Origin of the sequence: Mycobacterium sp., assembly GCF_965230835.1 — a bacterium.
Lineage (GTDB): Bacteria > Actinomycetota > Actinomycetes > Mycobacteriales > Mycobacteriaceae > Mycobacterium.
The window spans coordinates 3345276-3370849 of record NZ_CBDDLW010000002.1; the positions used below are offsets into that span (position 1 = coordinate 3345276).

The 25574-nt window shown below is 62.8% G+C and carries 22 protein-coding genes and 5 pseudogenes; 15 read left to right on the forward strand and 12 right to left on the reverse strand.

All coding sequences use genetic code 11. From position 1 onward, the window contains the following. The first annotated feature begins 312 nt into the window (after window positions 1-312). Window positions 313-1614, forward strand: a complete 1302-nt coding sequence (locus ACO07W_RS15825) for a PhoH family protein (protein WP_421844610.1) — start codon at window positions 313-315, stop codon at window positions 1612-1614. Between the two features lie 109 nt (window positions 1615-1723). Continuing rightward, on the forward strand, window positions 1724-2599 hold the full coding sequence (locus ACO07W_RS15830; protein WP_421844612.1) for a polysaccharide deacetylase family protein: 876 nt from the start codon (window positions 1724-1726) through the stop codon (window positions 2597-2599). Window positions 2600-2656: 57 nt separating this feature from the next. On the opposite strand, the gene ACO07W_RS15835 is transcribed toward ACO07W_RS15830, so the two are convergent. Next, a complete protein-coding gene (locus ACO07W_RS15835; RefSeq protein ID WP_421844614.1) occupies window positions 2657-4066 on the reverse strand; it encodes a class II fumarate hydratase in 1410 nt (469 codons plus the stop codon). A 43-nt stretch (window positions 4067-4109) separates the two neighbouring features. Next, the gene (glpX, locus tag ACO07W_RS15840) at window positions 4110-5195 is read right to left on the reverse strand and encodes a class II fructose-bisphosphatase (protein WP_421844616.1); all 1086 of its coding nucleotides are present in this window, start codon (window positions 5193-5195) and stop codon (window positions 4110-4112) included. A gap of 113 nt (window positions 5196-5308) precedes the next feature. Between glpX and ACO07W_RS15845 the strand changes: the two genes are divergently transcribed. Then, window positions 5309-5965, forward strand: a complete 657-nt coding sequence (locus ACO07W_RS15845; protein WP_421844618.1) for a DUF4245 domain-containing protein — start codon at window positions 5309-5311, stop codon at window positions 5963-5965. 38 nt (window positions 5966-6003) lie between these two features. After that, window positions 6004-6801, forward strand: a complete 798-nt coding sequence (locus ACO07W_RS15850) for a dienelactone hydrolase family protein (protein ID WP_421844620.1) — start codon at window positions 6004-6006, stop codon at window positions 6799-6801. Here the strand turns inward: ACO07W_RS15850 and ACO07W_RS15855 are convergent. From ACO07W_RS15855 to ACO07W_RS15875, 5 genes are all read right to left on the reverse strand, one after another. Next, window positions 6782-7951 carry an AI-2E family transporter gene (locus tag ACO07W_RS15855; RefSeq protein WP_421846043.1) on the reverse strand — a complete coding sequence of 390 codons (1170 nt, stop codon included), beginning with the start codon at window positions 7949-7951 and terminating at the stop codon, window positions 6782-6784. The genes ACO07W_RS15850 and ACO07W_RS15855 overlap by 20 nt on opposite strands. Before the next feature lie 338 nt (window positions 7952-8289). Then, on the reverse strand, window positions 8290-9384 hold the full coding sequence (locus ACO07W_RS15860; RefSeq protein WP_421844622.1) for a 3-beta-hydroxysteroid dehydrogenase: 1095 nt from the start codon (window positions 9382-9384) through the stop codon (window positions 8290-8292). Window positions 9385-9448: 64 nt separating this feature from the next. Then, window positions 9449-9697: an exodeoxyribonuclease VII small subunit gene (locus tag ACO07W_RS15865; protein WP_421844624.1), complete on the reverse strand. Its 249-nt coding sequence runs from the start codon at window positions 9695-9697 to the stop codon at window positions 9449-9451. Further along, the gene (gene xseA / locus ACO07W_RS15870) at window positions 9687-10988 is read right to left on the reverse strand and encodes an exodeoxyribonuclease VII large subunit (RefSeq protein WP_421844626.1); all 1302 of its coding nucleotides are present in this window, start codon (window positions 10986-10988) and stop codon (window positions 9687-9689) included. Before xseA ends, ACO07W_RS15865 begins: the two co-directional genes overlap by 11 nt. Next, a complete protein-coding gene (locus tag ACO07W_RS15875; protein WP_421844628.1) occupies window positions 10985-11605 on the reverse strand; it encodes a lipid droplet-associated protein in 621 nt (206 codons plus the stop codon). Before ACO07W_RS15875 ends, xseA begins: the two co-directional genes overlap by 4 nt. Window positions 11606-11679: 74 nt before the next feature. On the opposite strand from ACO07W_RS15875, the gene ACO07W_RS15880 reads away from it, so the two are divergent. Continuing rightward, complete coding sequence (locus ACO07W_RS15880; protein WP_421844630.1) at window positions 11680-12678, forward strand: 4-hydroxy-3-methylbut-2-enyl diphosphate reductase; 999 nt, start codon at window positions 11680-11682, stop codon at window positions 12676-12678. 38 nt (window positions 12679-12716) lie between these two features. On the opposite strand, the gene ACO07W_RS15885 is transcribed toward ACO07W_RS15880, so the two are convergent. Then, the gene (locus tag ACO07W_RS15885) at window positions 12717-13874 is read right to left on the reverse strand and encodes a DUF6542 domain-containing protein (protein WP_421844632.1); all 1158 of its coding nucleotides are present in this window, start codon (window positions 13872-13874) and stop codon (window positions 12717-12719) included. Window positions 13875-14027: 153 nt separating this feature from the next. Between ACO07W_RS15885 and ychF the strand changes: the two genes are divergently transcribed. The 5 genes and pseudogenes from ychF (at window position 14028) to ACO07W_RS15910 (ending at window position 17989) form a co-directional block, all read left to right on the forward strand. After that, window positions 14028-15101: a redox-regulated ATPase YchF gene (ychF, locus tag ACO07W_RS15890; protein ID WP_421844634.1), complete on the forward strand. Its 1074-nt coding sequence runs from the start codon at window positions 14028-14030 to the stop codon at window positions 15099-15101. Between the two features lie 274 nt (window positions 15102-15375). Beyond that, window positions 15376-15741, forward strand: a pseudogene (locus ACO07W_RS15895) (peptidoglycan endopeptidase); the annotation flags it as partial. Window positions 15742-15863: 122 nt separating this feature from the next. After that, window positions 15864-17138 (forward strand): annotated as a pseudogene (locus ACO07W_RS15900) (IS256 family transposase). Between the two features lie 64 nt (window positions 17139-17202). Then, entirely contained in the window at window positions 17203-17373 is a 171-nt protein-coding gene (locus ACO07W_RS15905) for a hypothetical protein (RefSeq protein WP_421844636.1), read from the forward strand. A gap of 292 nt (window positions 17374-17665) precedes the next feature. Then, window positions 17666-17989: a putative quinol monooxygenase gene (locus ACO07W_RS15910; protein WP_421844638.1), complete on the forward strand. Its 324-nt coding sequence runs from the start codon at window positions 17666-17668 to the stop codon at window positions 17987-17989. Between the two features lie 14 nt (window positions 17990-18003). On the opposite strand, the gene ACO07W_RS15915 is transcribed toward ACO07W_RS15910, so the two are convergent. Continuing rightward, window positions 18004-18699 carry a guanylate cyclase gene (locus ACO07W_RS15915; RefSeq protein WP_421844640.1) on the reverse strand — a complete coding sequence of 232 codons (696 nt, stop codon included), beginning with the start codon at window positions 18697-18699 and terminating at the stop codon, window positions 18004-18006. 54 nt (window positions 18700-18753) lie between these two features. Between ACO07W_RS15915 and ACO07W_RS15920 the strand changes: the two genes are divergently transcribed. Further along, window positions 18754-18921, forward strand: coding sequence for a hypothetical protein (locus ACO07W_RS15920; protein ID WP_421844642.1), 168 nt, complete (start codon window positions 18754-18756; stop codon window positions 18919-18921). On the opposite strand, the gene ACO07W_RS15925 is transcribed toward ACO07W_RS15920, so the two are convergent. Further along, entirely contained in the window at window positions 18915-19748 is an 834-nt protein-coding gene (locus ACO07W_RS15925) for an adenylate/guanylate cyclase domain-containing protein (RefSeq protein ID WP_421844644.1), read from the reverse strand. The genes ACO07W_RS15920 and ACO07W_RS15925 overlap by 7 nt on opposite strands. Before the next feature lie 97 nt (window positions 19749-19845). Between ACO07W_RS15925 and gnd the strand changes: the two are divergent. Then, window positions 19846-20943, forward strand: a pseudogene (gene gnd / locus ACO07W_RS15930) (phosphogluconate dehydrogenase (NAD(+)-dependent, decarboxylating)); the annotation flags it as partial. Between the two features lie 16 nt (window positions 20944-20959). Here the strand turns inward: gnd and ACO07W_RS15935 are convergent. After that, window positions 20960-21310, reverse strand: a pseudogene (locus ACO07W_RS15935) (alpha/beta fold hydrolase); the annotation flags it as partial. A gap of 12 nt (window positions 21311-21322) precedes the next feature. On the opposite strand from ACO07W_RS15935, the gene ACO07W_RS15940 reads away from it, so the two are divergent. Further along, window positions 21323-22467, forward strand: a protein-coding gene (locus tag ACO07W_RS15940) for an IS3 family transposase (protein ID WP_421840069.1) whose coding sequence is annotated in 2 segments (ribosomal slippage) — window positions 21323-21590 and window positions 21590-22467 — 1146 coding nt in all. Because the reading frame shifts where the segments join, the coding sequence is not laid out codon by codon here. Between the two features lie 61 nt (window positions 22468-22528). On the opposite strand, the pseudogene ACO07W_RS15945 reads toward ACO07W_RS15940, so the two are convergent. Then, window positions 22529-23122: pseudogene (locus tag ACO07W_RS15945) on the reverse strand (alpha/beta hydrolase); the annotation flags it as partial. A gap of 355 nt (window positions 23123-23477) precedes the next feature. Here ACO07W_RS15945 and ACO07W_RS15950 point away from each other — a divergent pair. Together ACO07W_RS15950 and ACO07W_RS15955 are read left to right on the forward strand one after the other, a co-directional pair. Next, window positions 23478-24422 (forward strand): antibiotic biosynthesis monooxygenase, encoded by a 945-nt coding sequence (locus ACO07W_RS15950; RefSeq protein ID WP_421844646.1) that lies wholly within the window; start codon window positions 23478-23480, stop codon window positions 24420-24422. Window positions 24423-24666: 244 nt separating this feature from the next. Then, window positions 24667-25572, forward strand: coding sequence for an alpha/beta fold hydrolase (locus ACO07W_RS15955; protein WP_421846044.1), 906 nt, complete (start codon window positions 24667-24669; stop codon window positions 25570-25572). The last annotated feature ends 2 nt before the right edge of the window (window positions 25573-25574 follow it).

The following is a 25574-nucleotide window of genomic DNA, read 5'->3' on the forward strand; positions in this document are numbered from 1 at the left end:
TGTCGGTACCGCACTTCGGCGCGCCTGCTCTGCGGGGCTGCGGCCACTGGAGTACCGTCGCACTCGATGGCCAGCGACATGATCTGCTGCCAGGGCGGCGCCTCCCGGTACGACAAGGGAAGGACCGGCCCCGGTCCTGGCGTCGCGGCCCCCATCGAGATGCCTGTGTGGGTCCGCGCGGGCTCAGCCCGACGACGATGCCGCCCGCTTGCAACGGGCCGACGAGGAGTCGGGCAGTCAAACCAAGCCCGGCGAAGATGCTGCTCTCAACGAGCAGCTGAGGACTCGGGTCCCTAGTTCAAGGAGCGCTCTGTGACCGATACCCGGACGTACGTGCTCGACACCTCCGTGCTGCTGTCCGATCCCTGGGCGTGCAGTCGGTTCGCCGAACACGATGTGGTGATTCCGCTGGTAGTGATTAGCGAGCTGGAAGCCAAGCGTCACCACCACGAGCTGGGTTGGTTCGCCCGACAGGCGTTGCGGCTGTTTGACGATTTGCGCTTGGAGTATGGGCGGTTGGATCAGCCGATTCCGGTTGGCGTGCAAGGAGGTTCGCTCCACGTCGAACTCAACCACACTGATCCTGCGGTTTTGCCCGCTGGCTTTCGTACCGACAGTAACGACTCGCGAATTTTGAGTTGCGCTGCCAATCTAGCCGCCGAGGGTAAACGGGTTACGTTAGTTAGCAAGGATATTCCGCTTCGAGTTAAGGCAGCCGCGGTGGGGCTGGCGGCCGACGAGTATCACGCGCAGGACGTCGTCGCCTCCGGATGGTCGGGCATGTGTGAGATCGAGACAGCCGCCCAAGACATCGACGCGCTTTTCGCCGATGGCGAGATTGATCTGACCGAAGCCAGGGACCTGCCCTGTCACACAGGGATTCGGCTGTTGGGTGGCAGTTCGCACGCACTTGGTCGGGTCACAGCGCATAAGCGCGTTCAACTGGTCCGTGGCGACCGGGAGGTGTTCGGCGTACGGGGTCGGTCCGCCGAGCAACGGGTGGCACTGGAGCTGTTGCTCGACGAATCGGTGGGCATCGTGTCGCTCGGCGGCAAGGCGGGCACTGGCAAGTCGGCGTTGGCTTTGTGTGCTGGTCTGGAAGCTGTGCTGGAGCGTCGGACCCACCGCAAGGTTGTGGTCTTCCGTCCGCTATACGCGGTCGGCGGCCAAGAGCTCGGCTACCTGCCGGGCAGTGAGAGCGACAAGATGGGTCCGTGGGCGCAGGCGGTCTTCGACACTCTTGAAGGTCTGGCCAGTGCGGCCGTGCTCGAGGAAGTCCTTTCTCGAGGCATGCTTGAAGTGCTGCCGCTGACCCATATTCGGGGTCGATCGCTGCACGATTCGTTCGTCATCGTTGACGAAGCGCAGTCGCTCGAGCGCAACGTGTTGCTGACCGTGCTGTCCCGGCTGGGGACGGGTTCGCGGGTGGTGTTGACCCACGACATCGCGCAGCGCGACAATCTGCGGGTTGGCCGTCACGATGGGGTTGCGGCGGTTATCGAAAAACTCAAAGGCCATCCGCTGTTTGCGCACATCACGTTGTTGCGCAGTGAGCGTTCGCCGGTTGCCGCGTTGGTCACCGAAATGTTGGAGGAGATCGCTGGGCCGCACTGACCAGACTGGGGTACCTGGCTGGCGGGGAAGCAGGTAGTTGCGTTGTGTTCTGGCCAAGGGCCTGCGGCAAACGCGCTGGTTACCCACCGGCGCCAGGTACGCTGCCAGGGTGCTGAAACGACCCGATGACCAGGCCTGGCGCTACTGGCGCACAGTCTCCGGTGTCGTGGTTGCCGGCGCGGTGTTGGTGATCGGGGGCTTGACCGGCCACGTAACGCGTGCTGACAGCCTGGACTGTTCGATGGTCAAGTGCGTCGCCTTGACCTTCGATGACGGGCCGGGACCGTATACCCCAAGACTGCTGCGGATTCTGCAGGAAAACGCCGCTAAAGCGACCTTCTTTTTGATCGGTAACAAAGTCGCGGCAAACCCGGCGGGTGCCAAACGCATCGCAGACGCCGGCATGGAGATCGGCAGCCACACGTGGGAACACCCCAATATGGTGACGATCCCGCCTGAGCGCATCGACAGCCAGTTTTCCATGGCAAACGACGCGATCACCACCGCGACCGGCCGCACGCCGACGCTGTTCCGCCCAGCCGGCGGGCTATCCAATGACGCGGTGCTTCGAGCAGCCAGCCGGTTCGGGCAAGCGCAAATCCTATGGGATGTCATTCCTTTCGATTGGGCCAACGACTCCGATACCGCGGCCACGCGATATCTGTTGATGAGCCAGATCAAGCCAGGTTCGGTGGTGTTGCTCCACGACACGTACTCGAGCACCGTCGACCTTGTTTACCAGTTCATGCCGGTTCTCAAGGCGAACGGATACCGCATGGTGACGGTCAGCGAGCTGTTGGGGCCGCGAGCTCCCGGGAGTAGCTACGGCAGTCGGGAGAACGGTCCACCGGCCAACGAACTTCATGACATCTTTGTCGGCCAGATCCCGCGTTTGCCGAACACTCCATCACCCAAGCCGATGCCCAACTTTCCGATCACCGATATTCCGGGGCAGAACTCCGGCGGACCGAACAATGGTGCCTAAGGCGGGCCTGATGTTGGCGCCGCTACTTTGCAAGCATCAACTACTCGGATAGCCGTCTCAGGACTCCGCCGATTCAACCTTGGCCATTGCCAAGACATCGAGGCGCCGATCCAACTCTTCGACAGACAGCTTGTCGTTGATGAGTCCGCGATCGATAACGGTCTGCCGGATCGTCTTGCGCTCCTTGAGGGCTTGCTTGGCCACGGCAGCTGCCTCTTCGTAACCGATCGCCGAATTCAAAGGTGTCACGATCGACGGTGAGGACTCCGCTAGTTGTCGCAGGTGTTCGACGTTTGCCGATAGTCCGGTGATGCAGCGCTTTGCGAACAGTTGTGACACGTTGGTCAGCAGCGTGAACGACTCAAGGATGTTGCGGGCCATCATCGGGATGTAGACGTTGAGTTCAAACGCGCCGTTGGCGCCGCCCCAGGCGACCGCGGTGTCGTTGCCGATCACCTGCGCCGCGACCTGGGTCACCGCCTCCGGCAGCACCGGATTCACCTTGCCGGGCATGATCGAGCTACCGGGTTGCAGGTCGGGCAGCTGAATCTCTGCCAAGCCGGTCAGCGGGCCGGAGCCCATCCAGCGGACATCGTTGGCGATTTTGGTTAGCGATACCGCGATAGTGCGCAGTTCGCCGGACGCCTCGACCAGCCCGTCGCGGGCCGCCTGTGCTTCGAAAGAATTTGCGGCCGTGCGCAATTCGGATAACCCAGTCGCCGCGACCAACACCGCAACCACCTTGACGCCGAAGTCCTCGGGCGCGTTGAGGCCGGTGCCCACCGCTGTTCCGCCGATCGCAAGTTCGCCTAACCGGGGCAAGCACCCACGCACTCTTTCTATGCCTGCCTCGATCTGCCGCGCATACCCGCTGAATTCCTGGCCCAGAGTCACCGGAACGGCGTCCATCAGGTGAGTACGGCCTGACTTCACCACCGTGTGCCACTCCAGTCCTTTGGCCGCCAGCGCGTCGTGCAACACGGTAAGGGCCGGGATGAGATGGTGAACCGCAGCCTCGGTGGCTGCGATATGGGTAGCGGTCGGGAAGGTGTCGTTGGAAGACTGCGACATGTTGACGTCGTCATTGGGGTGCACGGGAGTGCCGGCTGCGGCCGCAATGGACGCGATGACCTCGTTGGTGTTCATGTTGGAGCTGGTACCCGAGCCCGTCTGGAACACGTCGATAGGGAATTGGTCATCGTGGAGGCCCTCGGCGATCTCCGCCGCCGCGGCAATGATGGCGTCGGCTTTTTCTGGCGCCAGTAATCCGAGGTCTTTGTTCACCTGGGCGCAGGCACCTTTCAGCAGCCCCAAGGCGCGGATTTGAGCGCGCTCCAGGCCCCGGCCAGAGATCGGAAAGTTCTCTACGGCGCGCTGAGTCTGAGCGCGCCACAAAGCTTCGGCGGGCACTCGGACCTCGCCCATGGTGTCGTGCTCAATGCGGTATCCGGTGGCGTCAAGGGCCATAGATGTGGGTTCCTTATTCCTTTGAGTGCTTGTTTACCAAGGGTTATGGCAGAGGGTAGGCAGCCTTGCTGTCGCCGGTGAAGTCCACGGCGGAGTATTCGTTGAGCTTCGAGAGTCGGTGGTAGGCATCGATCATTCGGACAGTGCCGGACTTGGAGCGCATGACGATCGACTGGGTGGTGCAGCCGCCCGCGTAATAGCGAACGCCCTTGAGTAGGTCGCCGTCGGTCACTCCGGTGGCGCAGAAGAAAACGTTGTCGCCGGAAACCAGGTCTTCGGTGGTCAAAACCTGGTCCAGGTCGTAGCCGGCGTCGATGGCCTTGCGGCGTTCAGCCTCGTCACGCGGCGCGAGCTGGGCCTGGATCGCCCCGCCCATACACCGGATTGCCGCGGCAGTAATGATGCCTTCCGGGGTGCCGCCGATACCGGCCAGCAGATCGGTGCCCGAGTCGTGCCGACACGCCGAGATCGCGCCCGCCACGTCGCCGTCGGTGATCAGCCGGATCCGAGCGCCGGTTGCGCGAACCTCCTCGATGAGTTGGGCGTGTCGTGGCCGGTCCAGAATGCAGACGGTCATGTCGCGTTCCGTCAGTGCTTTGACCTTGGCGACCGCCCGGACGTTGTCGGCGATCGGCGCGGTGATGTCAAGAACGTGTGCGGCGTCGGGCCCAACGGCAATCTTGTTCATGTAGTACACGGCCGACGGGTCGAACATTGCGCCGCGCTCAGCCACGGCCAGCACCGATATGGCGTTGGGCATGCCCTTGCTCATCAGCGTGGTGCCATCGATCGGGTCGACGGCGAAGTCGCAGTCCGGGCCGTCGCCGTTGCCGACTTCCTCGCCGTTGTACAGCATCGGTGCGTCGTCTTTCTCGCCTTCGCCGATAACCACCACTCCGCGCATCGACACCGAGTTCACAAGCTCGCGTATTGCGTCGACGGCTGCCCCGTCGCCGCCCTCCTTGTCGCCGCGACCTACCCAGCGACCTGCCGCCATAGCCCCGGCTTCGGTGACCCGGACAAGTTCCATCGCCAGGTTGCGATCTGGCGCTTCGCCGCGATGCCGCGCTTTGGACGGGTCGTAGCCCGCAACCCCGGTCGGTGGCGAACCGGGCGCCTGAGCAGTCATGGTTGGCAATTGTCCCAGAGGTAGATCGGTGGGCTGGAGCTGGGCTCGGGGCACTGACAAGCCGCCGGACGGGCTCGATAGTGGTTTGGGCACCCGGTTGGAATAATAGTTGGGTGACCGTCGAGCCGCAGCCGACCCCCAAGCCGGCCAAACCGCGTTTACTTCAGGACGGCCGTGACATGTTCTGGTCGCTGGCGCCGCTGGTCATTGGGTGCATCGTGTTGGCAGGCATGGTCGGGATGTGTTCGATTGCGCCGGGCAGAACGAATCGCGGAACCGTTCCGTCCTACGATGCCGCTTCGGCCCTGCGGGCCGATGCCCAGACCCTGGATTTCCCGATTCGTTTGCCTCATCTGCCGGCCGGCTGGCAGCCCAACTCGGGTGGTCGCGGCGGGATAGAAGGTGGGCGAACAGATCTATCAACCGGTAAGCGAGCTAACGCGGCCACCTCGATCGTGGGATACATCAGCCCGAAGGGCATGTACCTGAGCTTGACCCAGAGCGACGCTGACGAGGGGCGGCTGGTCGGTGCCGTCTATCCGGCTCACGCGACGGTTTATCCGACGGGAACCGTCGATGTGGCCGGTACCAGCTGGATTGTCTATCACAGCGACGACCAGGGCGGTTCGGCCGCCGAGCCGGTTTGGACAACCAGGCTCGCAAGCCCGGCCGGTCCTACGCAGATTGCGATAACCGGTGCCGGGAGCACCGATGAGTTCCGTACGCTGGCGTCTGCAACGCAGTCTCAGTCGCCGTTGCCGGCCAGCTGAAACCGGGACATCAAACGAAAGACAGAGAAAGGCGCAGCGTGACCGCACCTGAAGCAGACCTAGTCGGATGGACGGTGGCGCCGTTCACCGGTGGCGGCCTTACCTACGACGTTTATCGCAGAGGTTCGGGCCCCGGAGTGGTACTAATTCCGGAGCTGCCGGGCATTCACCCCGGAGTTCTGGCTCTGGGCAATCACCTGGTGGACAACGCGTTCACGGTGGCTATCCCGTCAGTGTTCGGTGAGCCAGGACGGCCGGTTACAGCTGGCTACGTCGCTGGCCAGTTCACGCGGGGCTGTGTGGCGAAAGAGTTCGCAGCGTTTGCGACCAACAAACAGCGGCCGCTGTCGCTGTTTCTGCGGGCGCTGGCTCGTGACCTCAACGCCGCGACACCAGGCCGCGGCGTAGGCGTGATCGGCCAATGCTTCACCGGCGGCTTCGCGCTGGCCGCTGCCGTCGACGACAGTGTGCTTGCGCCGGTGCTGAGTCAACCTTCGCTACCGCTGCCACTCACACCAGCACGCCGCCGCGATCCCGGGCTCAGCGAATCCGAGCTCCAGGTTGTCGCCGATCGCTGTGCCAACGACGACCTGTGCGCGATGGCCCTACGGTTCACCGGCGACAAGCTGGTGCCGGGGGAACGCTTCGCCGCTCTCAAGGACCGACTGGGCGAGGCTTTCGAAGTGATCGAAATTGACTCCAGCCCCGGCAACGACCACGGCTTCGGGCGGATGGCGCACTCGGTGTTAACCCATGAGGTCCGTGAGGTTGATGGACAGCCCGCCTACGAAGCGCGCAAGCGGGTGGTCGAGTTTCTTACTCGGCGTCTGACCTAGCTGCTGTCCGATCGGCGCCGACCGCTGGCGCTTTCACGTTTCTTCGCCACCGGAGCCATTTTCGACGCGCAGGCTCCGCGCCGGACTCCAGCTCCACACCCTGGTAAACCGCCAGGTATACGTCGATAGTCGTGACGATGATGATCATCAGTACCGGTCCGATGACAATTCCCCATGGGCCGAACATTCCGATACCGGCGAACACCGAAAGTAACATGAGCGCCGAATTCAGTCGGGCGTCGCGCGGAACGAGGACGGGTCGCAAGACGTTGTCGATATTGGTGACGACCAACAGGTGCCAGAGGATCACGAATACGCCGCCGCCAATATTGCCGTAAAAGATCATTCCGATGCCAAACGGAATGGTCACGATTCCACCGCCTAGCGGGATGATCGACAAGCCGGTCAGCAGGATGGCGAAAATGAAAAAGCCGTGATGAAACCCCGCGATGTAAATGGATGCGGCACCGGTGACACCTTGGCAGAACGCAATGACGAATTGGCCGTTCACCGTGCCGCGGACCATGGAGCCCATCTTCTTCAAGTACAAATCCGTGACTTCGTCGCCGAGCGGGTTGAGTTGGCTGATCCGTGTTCGCAACTTGTCCCGATTCACCAGCAGCGCGACGAACGCGTACACAAAGATTATCGCTGACGTGATCGCGCCGGCGAGGCTTCCAGCGGCGTTCTGAAGGACCTGCAGCAGCCATTCCCCAATGTTTTGAGCTGTCGAAATCATTGCTGCGCGCAGGGTCTCAGCGGTCACCGTGAGGTGTAGGAACGGCACTCTGGCCAGCACGTCGTTGACCAGTTGCAGCACCTTGTCGCCGATGCTGCTCAGATCGGTGGTCTTGGCCCACTCGCCGACAGAGTCGACCATGCGGGCGATCTGGACGATGGCGAGTCCCACCAGAAGGCCGATCGGCACGATGACGATGCCCAGCGCAGACAATAGGGTGCAGCCCGCGGACAGACCGGTGTTCAGACGCCGGTTGAACCAATTGAACAGGGGCGTGAATAGATAGGCTCCGACGGCGGCCACCACGATAAGGACGAAATAGTCGCGCAAGAAGTATGCGCCGAATAGCACCGCGATCAGCGTGACGACGGCCAGGGTGCGTTTCTGAGCGGGTGTGAATTCGGTGTCCAGGGCTATCCTCCTGGGGTCTCGGGGAAGTCGGGGTGCCTACCTGTTCTGTGGTGGTTTGACGATGCGCAGAGGGTACCGGGCCCGGTGGCGCGGTGGTGCGGCAACGTGGTCGTGACTACTCAATCGCGGCAGGCTGATCGTGGTGTGGCATGGGGGCATGATTGCCGGTGCCGATTGCTTACCGGCCAGACGGCTCACCCGAACGCCGAGCCACGAAAAAACGCCAAACCGCCCAGATCTGGTTCTCGTTGCAACCCGGCAACGTTAACCGAGGGGCTTTCCAGCGACCAGTTATCTGGCCCAAGTCGGCATGTGCGCCGTGCTGACAATAGAAGTATCTATCCTTTGGCCGCCGCGGCCTTTTTCTTCATCTCTTCGTACAGGCCCACGTAGTAAGGCAGACATTCGGCCATCGCCTGCTCGGTGGTGAACAGGGGTTCGTAGCCCAGGTCGCGGCGCGCTTTGGCGATCGAGAAGTGGTTGTCCAGGTACAGTCGCTCGATCGCCAGAGGCTCAAGCAGGGGCTCGGGGAACCCGAACCGGAAGTGCAGCCGCTGCCACACCGTCATTATCCAGTGCACCAGGCGACCGGGCACTCGTATCCGTGGCCACCGTCGTCCGCACGCTTCCACGACCGGCCGAGCGAACTCGAACATGTTGATCGGCTCGGCGTCGTTGATGAAGTAGGCCTGACCAGGCGCGCTGCCGCCCGGCACCAGGTGTTGGCCGGCCAGGATGAAACCGTGAATCAGGTTGTGCACGTAAGAGTTATCCAGCCGGGCGGACTTGCGCCCGACGAGCACCTTGACGTGGCCGGCGAGCACGCTCTCGAACAGCCTGCGGAACATCGTCTGATCGCCGTCTCCCCAGATGCCGCTGGGCCGGATCGCACACGTCAGGATGCCGTCAACACCGTTTTGTGCCAACACGAACTGCTCGGCGGCCACCTTGGTTTCGGTGTAGAGGTCGTTGAAGCGGGTGGTATAGGGCAGCGTCTCGTCGCCTCCGGCGATATTTTGGCCGCCCATGACCACACTGTTGGAGGCGGTGTAGACGAATCGCTGCACGCCGGCTTTCTGCCCGGCGCGCAGCAGGTTCTCGGTGCCACCGAGGTTGACTGAGAAGCTGCGCTGCCGGTATTCCTCGGTGACCGAAGCGCCGCCCATCAGGTCGATGATCGCAGCCGTGTGGATGATCGTGTCAATGCCGTCGACCGCTGCTGCGCAGACGTCCTCGTCGCAGATGTCGCCCTGAAGCACCTCCAGCTTCGGGTGCTCAGGCAGCGGCGAAGGTGCTCGGTCGAAGGAACGCACCTGGTGCCCGCGGTCAAGCAAGGTGGTAACCAGGTTGGCGCCGACGAAGCCGGAGCCGCCAGTGACCAGAACGCGGCCGAGTTCAGTCGTCAGTGATGGATCGCCCATGCGGCGAAGCATAACTGAAACGTGTTGCAGTTTGGAATTGTCGTTGGTGTGCGGAGATGCCCGTGGAAGGCTTCCATCAGCTGTCGCCGGGGTCGCCGCCGGCCAATGCATCGGTGACTCGCTGCCGCGCGCCAGCTAAGTGCTCCTCGCACCTCTTGGCAAGTTGTTCGCCTCTTTCCCACAGTCGCAGCGACGCATCCAGATCCAGTCCACCCTGCTCTAGGAGGCGCACGACTTCGATCAGCTCGTCTCGGCAATCTTCGTACCCAAGTTGACTAATGGGTGTCGTCGAGCGGGCTTCACCGATCTCTTCGTCAGGAACCATTGATACTTCCTTCACTTACCGCCGCTATCGCGCCGTCGGCAACCCGCACGCGCAACCTGGTGCCTGCGGGTGCGTCGTCAACTGATCGCACCAACCTGAGTGGCGGATTGTCTGACTGCGAGTCGAGCCCAGCCGGCGCGGTCGGTTGTGCCCCGGCTTGCACGATGGCGTAGCCGCGGGCAAGGGTGGCTGCTGGGCCCAACGTGGCCAGCCGCGCGGCCAGGTGGTCAATGCGTTCGGTCTCGACGGTGACCAGCCGGCTGATGTCACGACGCAGCGCCGACCGGGCGCGTTGAATGTCCTCTGCACGTGTCGTCAGCGATTTCAGCGGATCAGCCAAAACTGGGCGGCTGCGTAACTGGGCCAGGGCCCGCTGTTCCCGAGAGACCCAGTTGCGCAGTGCCGCGGCGCTGCGCTGGCGCAGGTCATCGATCAGACGTTGCTCGGCGGCGGCATCTGGAACCAGTCTCTTGGCGGCGTCTGTGGGGGTGGCGGCACGTAGATCGGCGACTAGGTCGCACAGCGGATTGTCGGGTTCGTGCCCCACTGCGCTGATCACCGGCGTGCGACAGGCTGAGATTGCGCGGCACAGGGTCTCGTCGGAAAAGGGCAGGAGATCTTCGATGCTGCCGCCGCCACGGGCCAGCACAACAACGTCGACACCGGAATGGTGATCTAGTTCACGGAGTGCCTCAAGAATCTGCGGCACGGCGTTGGGCCCTTGCACGGCGACGTTGCGAACGGCGAATCGCACCGCTGGCCAGCGGGCGGCGGCCACCGTTGTGACGTCGCGCTCGGCGGCACTGGCCCGTCCGGTGATCAGCCCAATCATGTTGGGCAGGAAGGGGATCAGTCGCTTGAGTCGTGGGTCGAAGAGACCTTCGGCGTCCAACAGCCGGCGCAGCCTATCGATACGTGCCAGCAGCTCGCCGACACCGACAGCGCGAATCTCGCTGAGCCGCAGAGAGAATGTGCCACGTCCGGTATAGAAAGAGGGCTTGCCGCAGACGACGACCTGAACGCCTTCGGCCAGTTTCACCGGCGCGGCCCGTATCAGGTCAGGTGAACAGGTGACGGTTAGTGACATGTCGGCCACCGGGTCGCGAAGCACCATGAATACTGTCTTGGCGTTTGGTCGCATCGCGATCTGGGTCAGTTGGCCCTCAACCCAGACTGTGCCCAGCTTGTCGATCCAACCCGCGACTCGGACGGCTACGGCGCGGACGGGAAACGGATTCTCAGCGGAATTCGGTTCCGCACCCACCGAGGTACTCGGCACTGCTCGCGTCACTTCGCGGTCGCGCGGGTGATCCTGTTCGCGAGCAGTGTCTCAAAGGGAGCGCGTGCCTTGGTGGCCTGCTCGTAGGCCAGCAACGCCTCGAGCTCGTCGATATTGAGTGAGTGCAGCCGGGCGCGTAGCTGGGCCAGTGTGAGCGCCGGATAGTCAAGTTCGGCCGCCACCGCCGGCACTGACTGGTCGGATTTGGGCTTCTTCGGTTGCTTGGCCGGTACCGGTCTGGCCGGCGGATCGAGAGCCGCAGATTCCTCAGAGGTATCGGATACCGAGTACAAGGCGAACCGTCCCTCGGCCCGCGCATCGCCGTCGACGTTGTCGGCACCGGTAGAGCTGGGCAGTGCAGCCGAACTCTCCTCGACGAGGTCGAGATCCTCGTCGAAGGTTGCCCATTCGGGCTGTTCGTCCTTCGGCGGAAACATCGACTCCAGGGTGCCGTCGCCTTTGATCACGAGCTCGGCGAGGTTCTGCTGAAAACGCATCACCATGTTCGCGGCCTGGCTGGCCAGCGTCATCGGGTACATCAGGAGGGATCGCGGCAGCTTTATTGTCTCCTCGACGGCGACCGTCGCCGCGCCGACCAGTAGCCGAACCCCATACGGTGCAGTAGCCATGGTTCCAAGACTGCCTCAACCAGCGGCCAGTTCCAAGCTGGCGGGGCTGCTGGGCGAAAAGTACCCTGGTTGCCATGCCGCCGACGATCGACATGGGGATTCCCGGTGCATCGAGTTCAGTGGCTGACCGGCCGATCCGCAAGCGAGTCCTGCTGGCTGAGCCCCGCGGTTACTGCGCAGGCGTGGACAGGGCAGTCGAGACGGTCGAACGTGCGCTCGAAAAGCACGGCCCGCCCGTTTACGTGCGGCACGAGATCGTGCACAACCGGCACGTGGTCGAAACTCTGGCCAACGCTGGCGCGGTTTTCGTGGACGAGACCGACCAGGTTCCGCAGGGAGCTGTCGTGGTGTTCTCGGCGCACGGCGTGGCGCCAACGGTGTATGTGGCCGCCGCGGAGCGCAAGTTGCACACCATCGACGCGACATGCCCGCTGGTCACCAAGGTGCACAACGAAGCCAGGCGATTCGCCCGTGACGACTACGACATCCTGCTCATCGGACATGATGGCCATGAGGAAGTCATCGGCACCGCCGGCGAAGCGCCTGAACATGTGCAGCTGGTAGATGGTCTAGATGCGGTGTCGAAGGTGACGATCCGCGACGAGAACAAAGTTGTCTGGTTGTCGCAAACCACGTTGTCGGTCGACGAGACCATGGAGATCGTTCAGCGGCTGCGTGAGCGTTTCCCGAAGCTGCAAGATCCGCCCAGCGACGATATTTGCTACGCGACCCAGAACCGGCAGGTGGCGGTCAAGGCGATGGCTCCCGAGTGCGAGCTGGTGATCGTCGTCGGCTCTCGCAATTCGTCGAACTCAGTTCGGCTGGTCGAGGTGGCCTTGGGTGCCGGGTCGCAGACGGCCCACCTGGTTGATTGGGCTGACGACATAGACCCGGCGTGGCTGTCGGGTGTCACCACTGTTGGTGTCACGTCCGGTGCCTCGGTACCCGAGGTGCTGGTGCGCGGTGTTCTCGAGCGACTGGCTGACTATGGCTATGCCGTGGTGCAGCCGGTGACGACCGCCAACGAGACGCTGGTGTTTGCCCTGCCTCGGGAGATCCGGTCACAATCCTGAAGAGGCCCTCGCGACCGGCCTGTTCCGCCGCTGCGGAGTCAGATGTCGTATTCCCAGGATTCGGCCTGGGGCCGGCGCGGTGGCCGCGGTCGGTCGTAGCGGTCTGGACGAGGCCCATCTTTAGCGCCTGATCCGCGGTAGCGCACCTGTGAGATTGGATGGTGGGTCGAGTTGGCCTTGCCTGGCCCAGCTGGTGCGGTGCGGCGGCGCTGCTCGTGGGGGTCGTATGGCTCAGTCGCTCTAGCCGGCGCCCCAGAGGGGCCGTATGCGTCGTGAGGATCGAAGCGACTGCTTCGCGGTGTCGGCCGCTCGTGGGGACTGCGGCGCGTGCGCGGATCTCGGTCCATCTCCCTTTCTCGCGGTGACGGTCGTCTTAGCTCGGGATCGCGTTGCGGCCGGGCGCGTCGTGTTCGGTGTGGCTGGTCGGCGGGGTCGAAGTCGGAGGTTGGTGCCGGGCGCCGGCGCCGCGGCCGGTCGGCGGTCGGGTGCTGTGCCTCGGCCGATCGAGGATGTCGGGAGCGTGTGGGGAGGGGTTGCTTCGCAGTTCGTCCGGTCCGGGCTGCTCGGCCGTTTTTCGCCGGATGGCCGTTTGCCTGGGCAAGCCGAGCGTTGGTGCTGCGGGCTTTGCCGGCCGGCGCACTCTCGTGATCGGAATCGCGAGCAAGGAGCGCGTTCAGTTTCGCGGCGATGCCGCTGATAACCGACATTCGCTCGGTGGCGGTCGCGGGGCCGTCGCTGGTTTTCACGGCTGCACCAGTCCGGTGCGTCATCCCGAAATACCATCTGACGAGGCCGATCAGTAGCACACCTCCAGCAGTGCCCAGCATCAGCGGGAAACGTTCGATGAGTGGATAGCCGCAGTTGATCAGCAGGTCTTTGAGGCTGCCGACCGTGCCTCCATGAAACAGCCAGTATGCACCGGGAACCGTGCAGAAAAGTATCAGCGGCGGCTGGACGACGGCGGTGAACACCGCGGACTGCCGCACAGCGAGGACGGCGGCCATGCAGCCGGCAATATAGAAGCTGGCAAAGATGCCCGTCAGCTCCTTGCTCCCGGACCCGGCATCGAGTGCGTAGCCGATGGCTGCCCCGGTGACGGCTATCAGCACGGCAACCCACCACGACGCACCCTGGATGTTGGGGTGAATCGAGCGGTGGCTTGCCTCCACCGCTGACCTAGCCCGCTGTGCTGACACAAGTCGACCGTACCGGCATCGGGCCGAAAGGCTCGTAAATGCGTGGCCAGCAGTTGGTGGTGTGCCACGCCCAGCCAGGCTCCGGAGCCAGCCCGCAGGTGGTTGTCCGGCCGGCAGTGCCGTCGAACTGTGGGGCCCTAGACTTGGCTCCCTGTGAGCCTCAGCCTGGGAATCGTGGGTCTGCCCAATGTCGGCAAGTCCACTCTGTTCAACGCGCTGACCCGAAACAGCGTGGTGGCGGCCAACTACCCGTTCGCAACGATCGAACCGAACGAGGGGGTCGTTTCGCTGCCCGATCCGCGCCTGGACAAGCTGGCAGAGCTTTTCGGCTCCGAGCGAATCATTGCGGCACCGGTGACGTTCGTGGATATTGCTGGACTGGTCAAAGGCGCGTCGGAGGGGGCCGGGCTCGGCAACAAGTTTCTTGCCCATATCCGCGAATGCCATGCCATCTGCCAGGTGGTGCGGGTTTTCGCTGACGACGACGTGACACACGTCAGCGGACGAGTAGATCCGAAGTCCGACATCGAAGTTATCGAAACCGAGTTGATTCTGGCTGATCTGCAGACTCTTGAGCGTGCGCTGCCGCGGCTGGAAAAAGACGCCCGCAACAACAAAGAGCGCAAACCTGTCTACGACGCGGCAATGCGCGCTCAGGAGCCGCTCAACGGCGGACAGACGTTGTTCGCAGCCGGGGTGGATAGCGCTGCGCTGCGGGAGCTAAATCTGCTAACGACAAAACCGTTTCTGTATGCCTTCAACGCCGACGAGGCGGTGCTGACCGATGCTGTGCGGGTCGCTGAATTACGCGAGCTTGTCGCCCCCGCCGATGCGGTTTTCTTGGATGCGGCGATCGAGTCCGAACTGGCCGAACTTGACGCCGAGTCGGCAGCCGAGTTGTTGGAATCGATTGGGCAGACCGAGCGTGGGCTGGACGCGCTGGCCCGCGCGGGTTTCCACACGCTGTCGCTACAGACTTTCCTGACCGCGGGGCCCAAGGAGGCGCGGGCGTGGACAATCCGGCAGGGCGAGACGGCGCCGAAGGCGGCCGGGGTGATCCACACGGACTTTGAGAAGGGCTTTATCAAAGCGCAGATCGTTTCCTACGACGATCTGATCGCCGCCGGGTCTATGGCAGCAGCCAAAGCAGCTGGCAAGGTCAGGATGGAAGGCAAGGACTATGTCATGGCCGACGGTGATGTTGTGGAGTTTCGCTTCAACGTGTAGGGCCATACGGTGGCAGATGGTCGCGAATGTGTTTGCTTGCCGAAATCCGCGCCGGCCCCATCTTTAGCTGTTTGCGCATATCAATTGCTATTTTATGAGCGGTATACATAGTATGGAATAGGTTGCTGTCCGTAACAGAATCTGCTTTGTTGCACCATATTGTCAATTCCTTAATATTCGTGCTGTAGGCGCGAATATCGCCATTATTGAATTTGAGCGTGATGCGCGACACAAATTTTGATTTACCGGAGATGGCATTGCTAGCGTCCGTCGCATGATTGCTCTTGCGGCACTGTTAACATTGATTAATCAGGTTTCTGGAACTCCGTATATTCCGGGCGGGGATTCTCCGGCTGGAACCGACTGTTCGGGATTGGTTTCGTGGGTATCGAATATGGCGACCGACAGGCCGGTTTTTGGTGACAGGTTTGATACCGGGAATGAGGAAGCGGCGTTGTTATCGCGTGGCTTTCACTACGGAACCGCGCCCAATGCTTTGGTGGTGGGATGGAATGGTGGGCACACGGCGGTGACCTTGCCGGACGGTACGCCGGTATCCAGCGGTGAGCGCGGTGGGGTCAGCATCGGCGGTGGGGGTGCCTACCAGCCTCAATTCACCCACCACATGTTTCTGCCGGTCGCGTCTCATCGCTGGTGTAAATGGTCACGGGCGTAGGTTCCGTCGCAACCGACGAAAGCTATGAAGGAGGGGCTACGCCCGTGACCAAGCGAGTATCGCCGATTGAGCGTGTGCGTGTTGAGATGGATCAGTTGTTCGCCGCGACCGAGCGGCCGTTGACCGAGATTTTGGAGGAGGTCGGGCGGTTATCGGTGCGTCTGGTGTTTCAGGTCGCCGTGGAGGCCGAGGTAGAAGCAGTGTTGGGCCGAGCCCGTCACCAGCGTCGGGTTCAGGACGGCCCGGGCGGGTACCGCAATGGGTATCAACCGCCGGCGACGGTGAAGACCACGATGGGCTCGGTCGAATTATGCCGCCCGAAACTACGCGACACCGACGAGCGGTTCTGTTCGCGGCTATTCGGTGCCGGGGTGACGCGCACCCACGCTCTGGAGGCGTTGGTGATTTCGGGATGGGTGCGCGGTTTGTCGGATCGCGACATCGAGGCCGCGTTGGCCGAGGTGCTGGGCTCGTAGGCGGCGTTGTCGCGCTCGACGGTGAGCCGGATTTGTGCGGCCATCAAAGACGAGTTCGCTGCGTGGTCGTCTCGACGCCTTGATGAGCTGGTGTTGGACTACCTGTTCTTGGATGCCTCGAACTTTCGGATGCATCCCAACGCCCCGGCCGAGCCGGTGCTGGCCGCCTGGGGCATCTGCACCGACGGCAAGCCCCTGTTTATTGGGCTGGCCCCAGCCGCAGCGGAGTCGGCTGATGCGTGGGCCGGCTTCTTGGCTGACCTGAGGAACCGGGGACTACGCCCGCCGCTACTGGGCATCTCCGACGGGGCGCCGGGCCTGATCGCCGCATGGGAGACCACGTTTCCGGCAAGCCTGCGTCAGCGGTGTCTGATCCATCGCTGCCGTAACGTCATCGCCAAGACACCTGTCGCGGTCCAGGACGAGATCAAAGCCGCGTTCTGGTCGATCTTCGATGACATTGACCAGCCACCCGGCCAGCAGGCCGTGGATGAAGCCACCCGCCGCGCCGAGGAGTTCACCACCACATACCGCGGGCTCTACCCAGCCGCGGTCGCTTGCCTGGCCAACGACTTCGCCTCGCTGAGCGTGCATTTGCGCTTCCCCCGCCAACACTGGACACGCATCCGCCATTCCAACCTCATCGAACGCACCTTCGGAGAATCCCGTCGCCGGGTCAAGGTCATCGGCCGCCTACCCGGCGAAACCAGCTGTCTGTCGCTGGTATGGGCCGTCCTCGACCGCGCCAGCCGCGGCTGGCGCGGAGTCACCCAAACATCAGCGACCAGCCGCCACCTCCAAGAACTACGCCACCAACTGCTCGAGCCACCCCGCCCACTGCATCCCCCCACCACAACAACCACGACCGACACCACCGCCGCGTAACATGACCACCAGGAACATGCGCCCAGCGTTTTTACACCAGTCCTAAGACGCCACCTTTCTGCCGATGGATCCCGGACAGCCAGTTGGCGGTGCGCTGCCGCCGGATGGTCCGCCGCCGCTGAATCCGCCGCCGCCTGATGCGGCTCCGGTTGTGGTCGGTGCAATGAATCCGGAAATGCCGGCTCCGGGGCTCGAACGGCCTGCCATCGCCGATTCCGGAATCGCGAATGCATAACCCTCGGTGCCCTCGATAGGGTGATCTGCCTAACAAAGCGCGGCGTGCCGCATGGATTGCATTAATTGGTCTGGGATGACCGGAGTCGCACTCGCTCTCCAAATATGTGAGGTAAATCACGATAGCTTCGGGCGTGGCCGTAGGTCGCTTTGCGGCAGATTGGCGCGCGGCCGGTGCACTACGAATGCAGACACAGTAATTTTGGTGGTATCTGGGTGCGGATCACCTGACGACGTATCCTGACCTCCGGTTGCAGCGATCAATACGGCCAGTAAGGGAGCGGGTACGGGCAATGATTTTCATCGTCGTCAAGTTCGTAATAAGACCAGAGTGGGTTGAGCGCTGGCCGGATCTGGTTGCGCCGTTCACTGCGGCTACGCGGGCCGAGGAAGGCAATCTGTGGTTTGAGTGGTCTCGGAGCCTGGACAATCCGGCAGAGTACGTTCTGGTTGAAGGCTTCCGCGACGATGAGGCGGGCAGCGTCCACGTCAACAGTGATCACTTCAAGCAGGCGATCAATGAGTTGCCGAAGGCTCTGGCGGCAACGCCCAGGATCATCAGCCAAAAGATCGACGCAACGGGGTGGTCGGCGATGGCGGAAATGTCGGTCGGTTAGCCGACGGAGATCGACTAACCGAGGACGACCGCGATTTCCGTGCCCAGCCGATAACCGGGTGTAAGCGGAAGTGTGTCGCCACTCCAGAACGAGCCCGGATCGAACCAGTTCGAGCCCTTGTCGGTAACCAGCAGTCCCATCTCCTGATAGGTGATCGCCACCGTCTCGGCGCAGTATGCGGTCTCCAAGCCTGTCTTGCGTCGCCGTGCTCTGAGTCGATCCGTTTGCGCACGGATTTTTCTGTCAACCAACGGGATTCCCCGTGTCCAGTCGTTGATTGTGGGGATCCGTCCGCGCAGCCACCGACCGGTCAGCCGAACTGTCGTCGGGAACGGGGTTCCGCTTAGCCGCGCAATGACCCGCAGCAGCTTATCTTCCTGCTGACGGTTGGCGTGTGGGGTTAGCTGACGCAGCCAGCACCGCTGACGGTAGCGGTCCGTCCACTGCTGAACGGCTTGTCGGGCATCGTTGAGCTGTACCCCACGGTGATTGGTACCGGTCCACATGTCGATGAGCTTTTCGCCCAGCTCGGCATGCCAGATCAGTGGTGGCAAATCGTCTATGGCCACCGTCATGCCGACGTGGTTGACCGGGCTGTTCGTCAAGGTCTGGATCGCGCGGTCGGGTCGCGACGCACCGCGAAACAGCCACAGGTCGCCAGTCCGGGTTTCGTGCAGTGCTTGGTCCAGAGTCAGAGTGCTCGAGTCCACCCCAGCACCATAGGCAGAACGACACCAGGGCCGCGCTGCGGATAGCCTGTGCTGGTGCGCACCGTCTGGAAGTGGCTGGGGTTGGCCGGTGTCGTCGGTGTCGCCGCCGGTGGTGCGCTGGTAGTGCGCGATCAACGGAAACGCCGCGCCTACACGGCTGACCAAGTCCGCGCCCGGCTGCACCAGAGGTTGGCTGAATCCGAGGCGGAAGGCGATCAGTAGTGATCGCCGTTGGCGGTCGTCTCGACCGCGAACAGGCGATAGTTGCCGGCGAGTCCTCTCAACGCGACGTCGCGGCCCTCGTCGAAGCGGATATCGTCGCAGTTGCTGACGGCGTCTCGCACCGGTTCGCTAACCAAGATCTGGCCGCCGCCGGCTTGTCCGGCCACTCGGGCCGCCATCGCGACGTTGCGGCCGAACAGATCGTCGCCGCGGCGCACCGAGCGGCCCATGTGGATGCCGATGCGTACTCGAATTCCTCTATAACGTTTGCGATTTGTGTCCAGACGCAGTGCGCGCTGGATGTCGATACCACACCGTACCGCCTGCTCTGCGCGAGCGAAGGCGATCATGAATCCGTCACCTTGACTCTTCACCACATGGCCCGCCCGCCGTTGCACGAGACCATGAACCAGCTTGTCGTGCGCGCCGATCAGCTTGACCCATGCGCGGTCGCCGATTCGCTCGTTGAGAGCGGTGGACTCCTCGATATCGGAAAACAGGATTACCACCCGGCCATCCGGGGTGACCCGGGCCAAGTCCGGCTGCTCGACCTCGGCCCAATCGGCGAGGTCCTCGATCGAACTGCGTACCGCCGCGCCGAAGCCCTCCTTGCGCATGAGGTTCGCGGTCTGCCACACGGTCTTGACGGCCTCACGTCCGCCGGATAGCAGCCAGTTGCGCGTATCGGCTCGGTGGCGGAGGTCGTCGAGCTCGCGGCGACTGCGGCAAAGCAATCGCCATAGCACCGCGATCACGCAGGTTTCGACCACGGCGATGGCGGCCAGGATGTAGCCCACGATGTGCAGCGCAGGGCCCACGTCAGGCATCCTGCCCATACTTTCAGGGCTGCTGCGGATCCCATCTGTCGGGCCCATCCGCGATGTCTAGCGTCCCGCCCCGCTACGGCGCGCTCGCCAAACGGATCGGTTCGCAGCAAAATTGGCAGTAGCCGTGGCTGGTACCGAACACGCGAACAGGCCAGTAAGGAGACCCAAGAGGATGCAGCTGGGAATGATCGGCCTGGGCCGGATGGGCGCAAACATTGTCCGACGTCTGGTCGCGGGCGGGCACGAGTGCGTGGTCTACGACCACAACCCCGAGGCGGTCACGGCGATGGGGGGTGAGGAAAACACCACCGGAGTGTCTTCGTTGCGAGAACTGCGCGAGAATCTGGCCACACCGCGAGTTGTTTGGGTGATGGTGCCGGCGGGTGCGATCACCACCACGGTGATCCAGGAACTTGCGAACACCCTGGATTCCGGTGACATCGTCATTGACGGCGGAAATTCCTACTACCGCGATGACATCCGACACGAAAAGCTGCTATCCGAAAAAGGAATTCATCTACTCGACTGCGGTACAAGCGGCGGGGTGTGGGGTCGGGACAGAGGCTATTGTCTGATGATCGGCGGCGAACGGGACGCATTCGCGCGCGCTGAACCGATCTTCGCCACCGTCGCACCGGGAGCGGGTGCAGCCGAGCGAACCCTGGGCCGGCAGGGAGAGGTCGCGCAATCGGAGAAAGGCTATCTGCACTGCGGGCCCTCGGGAGCGGGACACTTCGTGAAGATGGTGCACAACGGCATCGAATACGGCATGATGGCTTCGCTTGCCGAGGGGTTGAACATCTTGCGCAATGCCGATATCGGAACCCGCGTCCAGGGAGGCGACGCGGAGACCGCGCCGCTTGCCGAACCCGAGTTCTACCAGTATCAATTAGACATCCCGGAGATCGCCGAGGTGTGGCGACGTGGCAGCGTGATCGGTTCCTGGTTGCTGGATCTGACCGCGATAGCGCTACATGATTCACCACATTTGACCGAATTTGCCGGGCGGGTCTCTGACTCGGGGGAGGGCCGCTGGACCTCGATCGCGGCAATTGATGAGGGCGTTCCCGCGCCGGTGCTGACCTCGGCACTGTACTCCCGCTTCGCCTCGCGCAAGCTTGACGAATTCGCCGACAAGGCGTTGTCAGCGATGCGCAAGCAGTTCGGTGGACATGATGAGAAGCCAGGTCAATAGGTAACGGGGAATACGGTTAGTACGTTGATGCTGTTCTCTTGACGAAGTCCACCACGACGTCGCTGAACGCATCGTTGTCGTCGCCTGCTGCGGTATGTCCAGCGTCGGCGAGTTCGACGAATTCCGCGCTGGGTAGGCTGGTGAGGAAGTCCTGGGCGCCTTCGCTGCTGACCACGTCCGATAGCTTTCCGCGAATCAACAGGATCGGGATTGTCAGGTTCATGGCTGCTCGCTCGAACTGTTCTATGTGGAGGTCCAGTTCGTCCTCAGGCACGTCTATGAACGCCGGGTCCCAATGCCAGTGGCGTGTTCCCCGTGAATGAGTCCAGCTTGTTTTAGAGTCTCGTGGCCCTAAACGTGGGCTGGAAGGGACAAGGAAATGGCTGGTCGTAAGAGGTATGCCGCCGAAGACATTGTGCGCAAGCTGCGCCGAGCTGATGAGCTGGCCGCCGGCGGCAGCTCCGGTGAGCAGATCGCTGCCGAGCTGGGGGTATCGGCGGCCACCCTGTACAACTGGCGCCGAGCCTACGGGGGAATGGATCTCGATGCGGCCCGCGAGCTCAAGGAACTGCGCGAGCAAAACGGGCGGCTCAAACGGCTGTTGGCCGAGGCCGAGCTCGTCAAAGACGCCCTACGTGAGGTGGCCAAGGGAAAATTTTGAGCCCAGCCGCCAAACGCCGCGCCGTGGACATGCTCACAGAAGTCAAGGGCATCTCAGAACGGTTGGCGTGCCAAGCGGTTGGGCTGGCCCGCTCAACCTACCGACGTGTCCGTATCGACCAGACCCCGGCGGACCCGGATGCCGATCTGCGGGCCTGGCTGCGTTCCTACGCCCGCAAACACCCCTGTCACGGGTTTCGCCGTGCGTGGTCGGCGTTGCGCTACGACGAGCATCACCAGGTCAACAAGAAGAAGATCCACCGGCTGTGGCGCCAAGAGGGACTGCAAGTCGCCGTCCGCTCCCCACGCAAACGTGGTGGTGTGCCCTCAGTGCCGCCGATCATCGCCGATGCCCCCAAGGTGGTGTGGGCGCTGGATTTTCAGTTTGACTCCACTATCGACGGCAGGTCGGTCAAGATCGCCTCGATGCTCGATGAGCACACTCGCGAGTCGCTGCTGGACATGACCGCACGCTCCATCACCGCCGAGGCGCTGGTCGACGAGCTCGAGCGAGTGTTCACCACTGCCGGGGGTCCGCCCACGGTGCTGCGCATGGACAACGGGCCGGAGCTGATTTCTCAAGCGTTGCAGCAGTTTTGCGACGGAAAAGTCGGGCTGACCTATATCCCCCCAGGTCAGCCCTGGAAAAACCCCTACATTGAATCCTTTAACAGCCGCTTACGAAAGGAGTGTCTGAACCGCAACTACTGGACTGACCTGCTCGAAGCCAAGGTGGTGATCAGCGATTTCAAACACGAGCACAACCACCGCCACCGCCACTCATCGCTGGGTTATCGCACTCCGGCCGAATACGCTGCCCAATGCAGCCACACCCATCACCCCATAGCCTGCGACATCAACTAAAATCCAGATCAACAACAACCTGGCTCTAATTCCAGGTGGACCCGATATCGGGGACCAGCCACCAGTACCAGCGCCCATTGCGAAGCCGCAGGTTCTTCTTCAGCCCTTCTGGACTGCGAGGCTTGCTCCGGTGCGGGAGGTAGGCGGCAACCGCGTCGGCGGCATGTTCTAGTGAGTCGAAGCCGTCGACATTGCTGAGCATAAAATCGCGAATACGAGCACCGCCATCCTTTTCGAACCGAGGTACTACGTCGACGAGCACCAGTCCAGCCACGGTATCCGGTCCGGCCTGGTGGGCGGCAAGAATACCGGTCAACCCGCCCATACTTGCTCCAACGAGAACTACCGGCCGCTCGATCGCCTCAAGGACACGGATAACGTCGGCGGTCATCGTCTCGACGGCGTAGTCGGCGTCAGGTGCGCGGTCGCTGTCACCGTGTCCGCGCGCGTCAATCGCGACGACGTGCAACCCGTGGTCGGCAAGGATCTGGCCGGTTTTTTTCCAAGACAACCGATTCTGTCCGCCCCCGTGCAACATCAGAACCGCGGGACGATCGGCCGCGGTCGATTCGCGATTCCACTCCTCGGCGATCAGCGTGATGTCGCCAACGCCGGAAAACTCGACCGTCTGTGGGCTGCTTCTCGTGGTGCTCACGGGCATCCTCTCGCTGGCTCATGCTTCGACGCTATTTAGTCGATTTAAACACTCGCGCCCATGGTCATTACCCGGGGTCAGGAACCGGCACCGGTATCAAATGGTAGATCCTCCTGGCTTGCCGCCGGCGAAACCCGGCTCAACGCCCGCGATAACCCAAACCGAGCGCGACACGTCGCCCGGGTAAGCGGCGCTACTGGTGCGATACCGCCGGATGCACGCGAGACTGAGTCTGACCCAGGACGCCTACCTAACGGAGTGCAGATATGGTCATTCAGCCCCCGGTCGGGCCGGTTGGCTCGACGGGCCCCGTTCATGCCTGTGATGCTGATCCGTGGTCGTTGAGGTGGCCACGGTGAGCGCGGCCACCGGAGTGTCCCTCTTTTATCCGGTGCCCGATCAGGCAGGCTTCGATCGGTGGGTTGCCAGGCTGCGTGCCTGTGCGCAGCGCGCCAACGGATTTCAAGCCTGGCGGGTTTCGGTGCGCAGTGACCCGCAGCTGGATTGGGGAGTAGCAGTCACCTTCGGGACCGAAGCTCAGTTGCATGACTGGCTGGACAGTCCCGAGCGAGTCGGCGTCGTTGAGCACGGTCGTTCGTCTGGATACGCGTCGAATGCCTCCGATGTCGTCATTGTCGACAATGAAGGACCTCCGCCGGCGGTCGGGGTGTTTCGGCAGCGTGTATCCGCGAGTGAAGAAGCAGACTTCGTCGTTGCTCAGGCGGCCATTGTGGCCAAGTGTGCGGCATTTTCCGGATTCGAGGGCACCGCCTTGTTCCCCGCGGACGCATCGGGACTATGGATGACGGTGGTGCGCTTCCGCAGGCCCCACCAGCTGGTGGCCTGGCTGCGGTCGCCCGAACGAGCCGAAGTTGTTCCCGGCGTGCGGGCTCTGAGTGCGGACTATTCCGAAGTCGTTAGCGCGACGGGGTTCGGGTCCATGGTGCGTAGCAAAGACGGGGACACCGCCATTACGCCGTACTGGAAAACCGCCATGTTGGTGCTATTGGTGCTCTATCCCACCGTGATGCTGCTTTCCAGATACCTCTCGCCGATCCTGACGCACCGCGGGGCGCCACCGTGGCTGACCTTGTGGCTCGGTCAGGTGGTCAGCGTCGCGGTGTTGCAGTGGCTGCTGATGCCGCTGGCATCCCGGAGCTTTCGTCGATGGCTGGACCCCGTTGACGGGGCCGGGTGGCGGATCAGTCTGTTGGGGGCAGCAGTGATCATGTCGATCTACGTCGCGAACCTGGCGGTGTTCGCGACTGTTCGGCAACTGCAATATTGGCACTATTTGTGATACGTCGGCGCGACTGTCCACGACATTTCTGCTCGCGGCCAGGTTTCATGGCGGGCCGCGGCGCCGGTTGCGGGGTTCTGAGCAGGTAGCTGGTCGGCGCGCGTTAGTTTGGAGAATGGTTTGGTCGGGGCCCACCGACCTGTTCATCCGAAGCTGCCGAACAGGAGCAAAGATGCCAGAAAATACTGCCAGCGCGGTGCTGTTCGGCTTTACTGCGCCACGGGATTCGATCTAAATGTCCGCCGTGGTGGAACCGCGCTGGATCGACGTCAAGGGCCCCAATGGGGACCTGAAAGCCCTCACCTGGGGGCCGGTGGGCGCCCCGATGGCGTTGTGTCTGCACGGCTTTCCCGATACCGCCTATGGGTGGCGAAAGTTCGCGCCCAGGATGGTCGAATCCGGTTGGCGAGTCGTCGCGCCGTTCATGCGCGGTTATGCGCCGTCATCGATTCCGGTGGATGGCAGTTTTCATGTTGGTGCGCTGATGGGGGACGCCTTGAGGTTACGCGCCGCCGCAGGCGGTACCGACAAAGACGTCGTCATCGGTCATGATTGGGGCGCGCTCGCGGCGACCGGCCTGGCTGCCATGCCCGAGAGCCCGTTCGCCAAGGCGGTGATCATGTCAGTTCCGCCGGCGGCGGCATTCCGCCGGCTGCATCGGCTATCCGACCTGGGCGCGCTGGCCCGCGAGCTACCGCGACAGCTGCTACGTAGCTGGTACATCGTCTATTTTCAACTGCCCTGGTTGCCGGAGAGGTCCGCTTCCTGGGTTCTGCCGATGCTCTGGCGGCGGTGGTCGCCCCAGTATCACGCGGACGAGGATCTGCGCCATGTCGACGCGGCGATCGGGACACCGGAGAGCTGGCGTGCGGCGCTCGGGCCGTACCGTGCAACGGTGCGCAACACCCAGCCGCCGGGTGACTATGTCGAACTGAACCGGCAGTGGATCGCGGCTCCCCGAATGCCGAGCCTCTACCTCCACGGGCAGGACGATGGATGCATCACACCAGCTTTCGCTCGTTGGGCGGAAAAGGTGCTACCCGCTGGCAGCGAGGTGGCCATCGTTGCTGACGCCGGGCATTTCTTGCAGCTCGAACAACCCGAGAAGGTTGCGGAGTTGATACGTGCGTTCATTGGCTCGCCCGGCTGAGG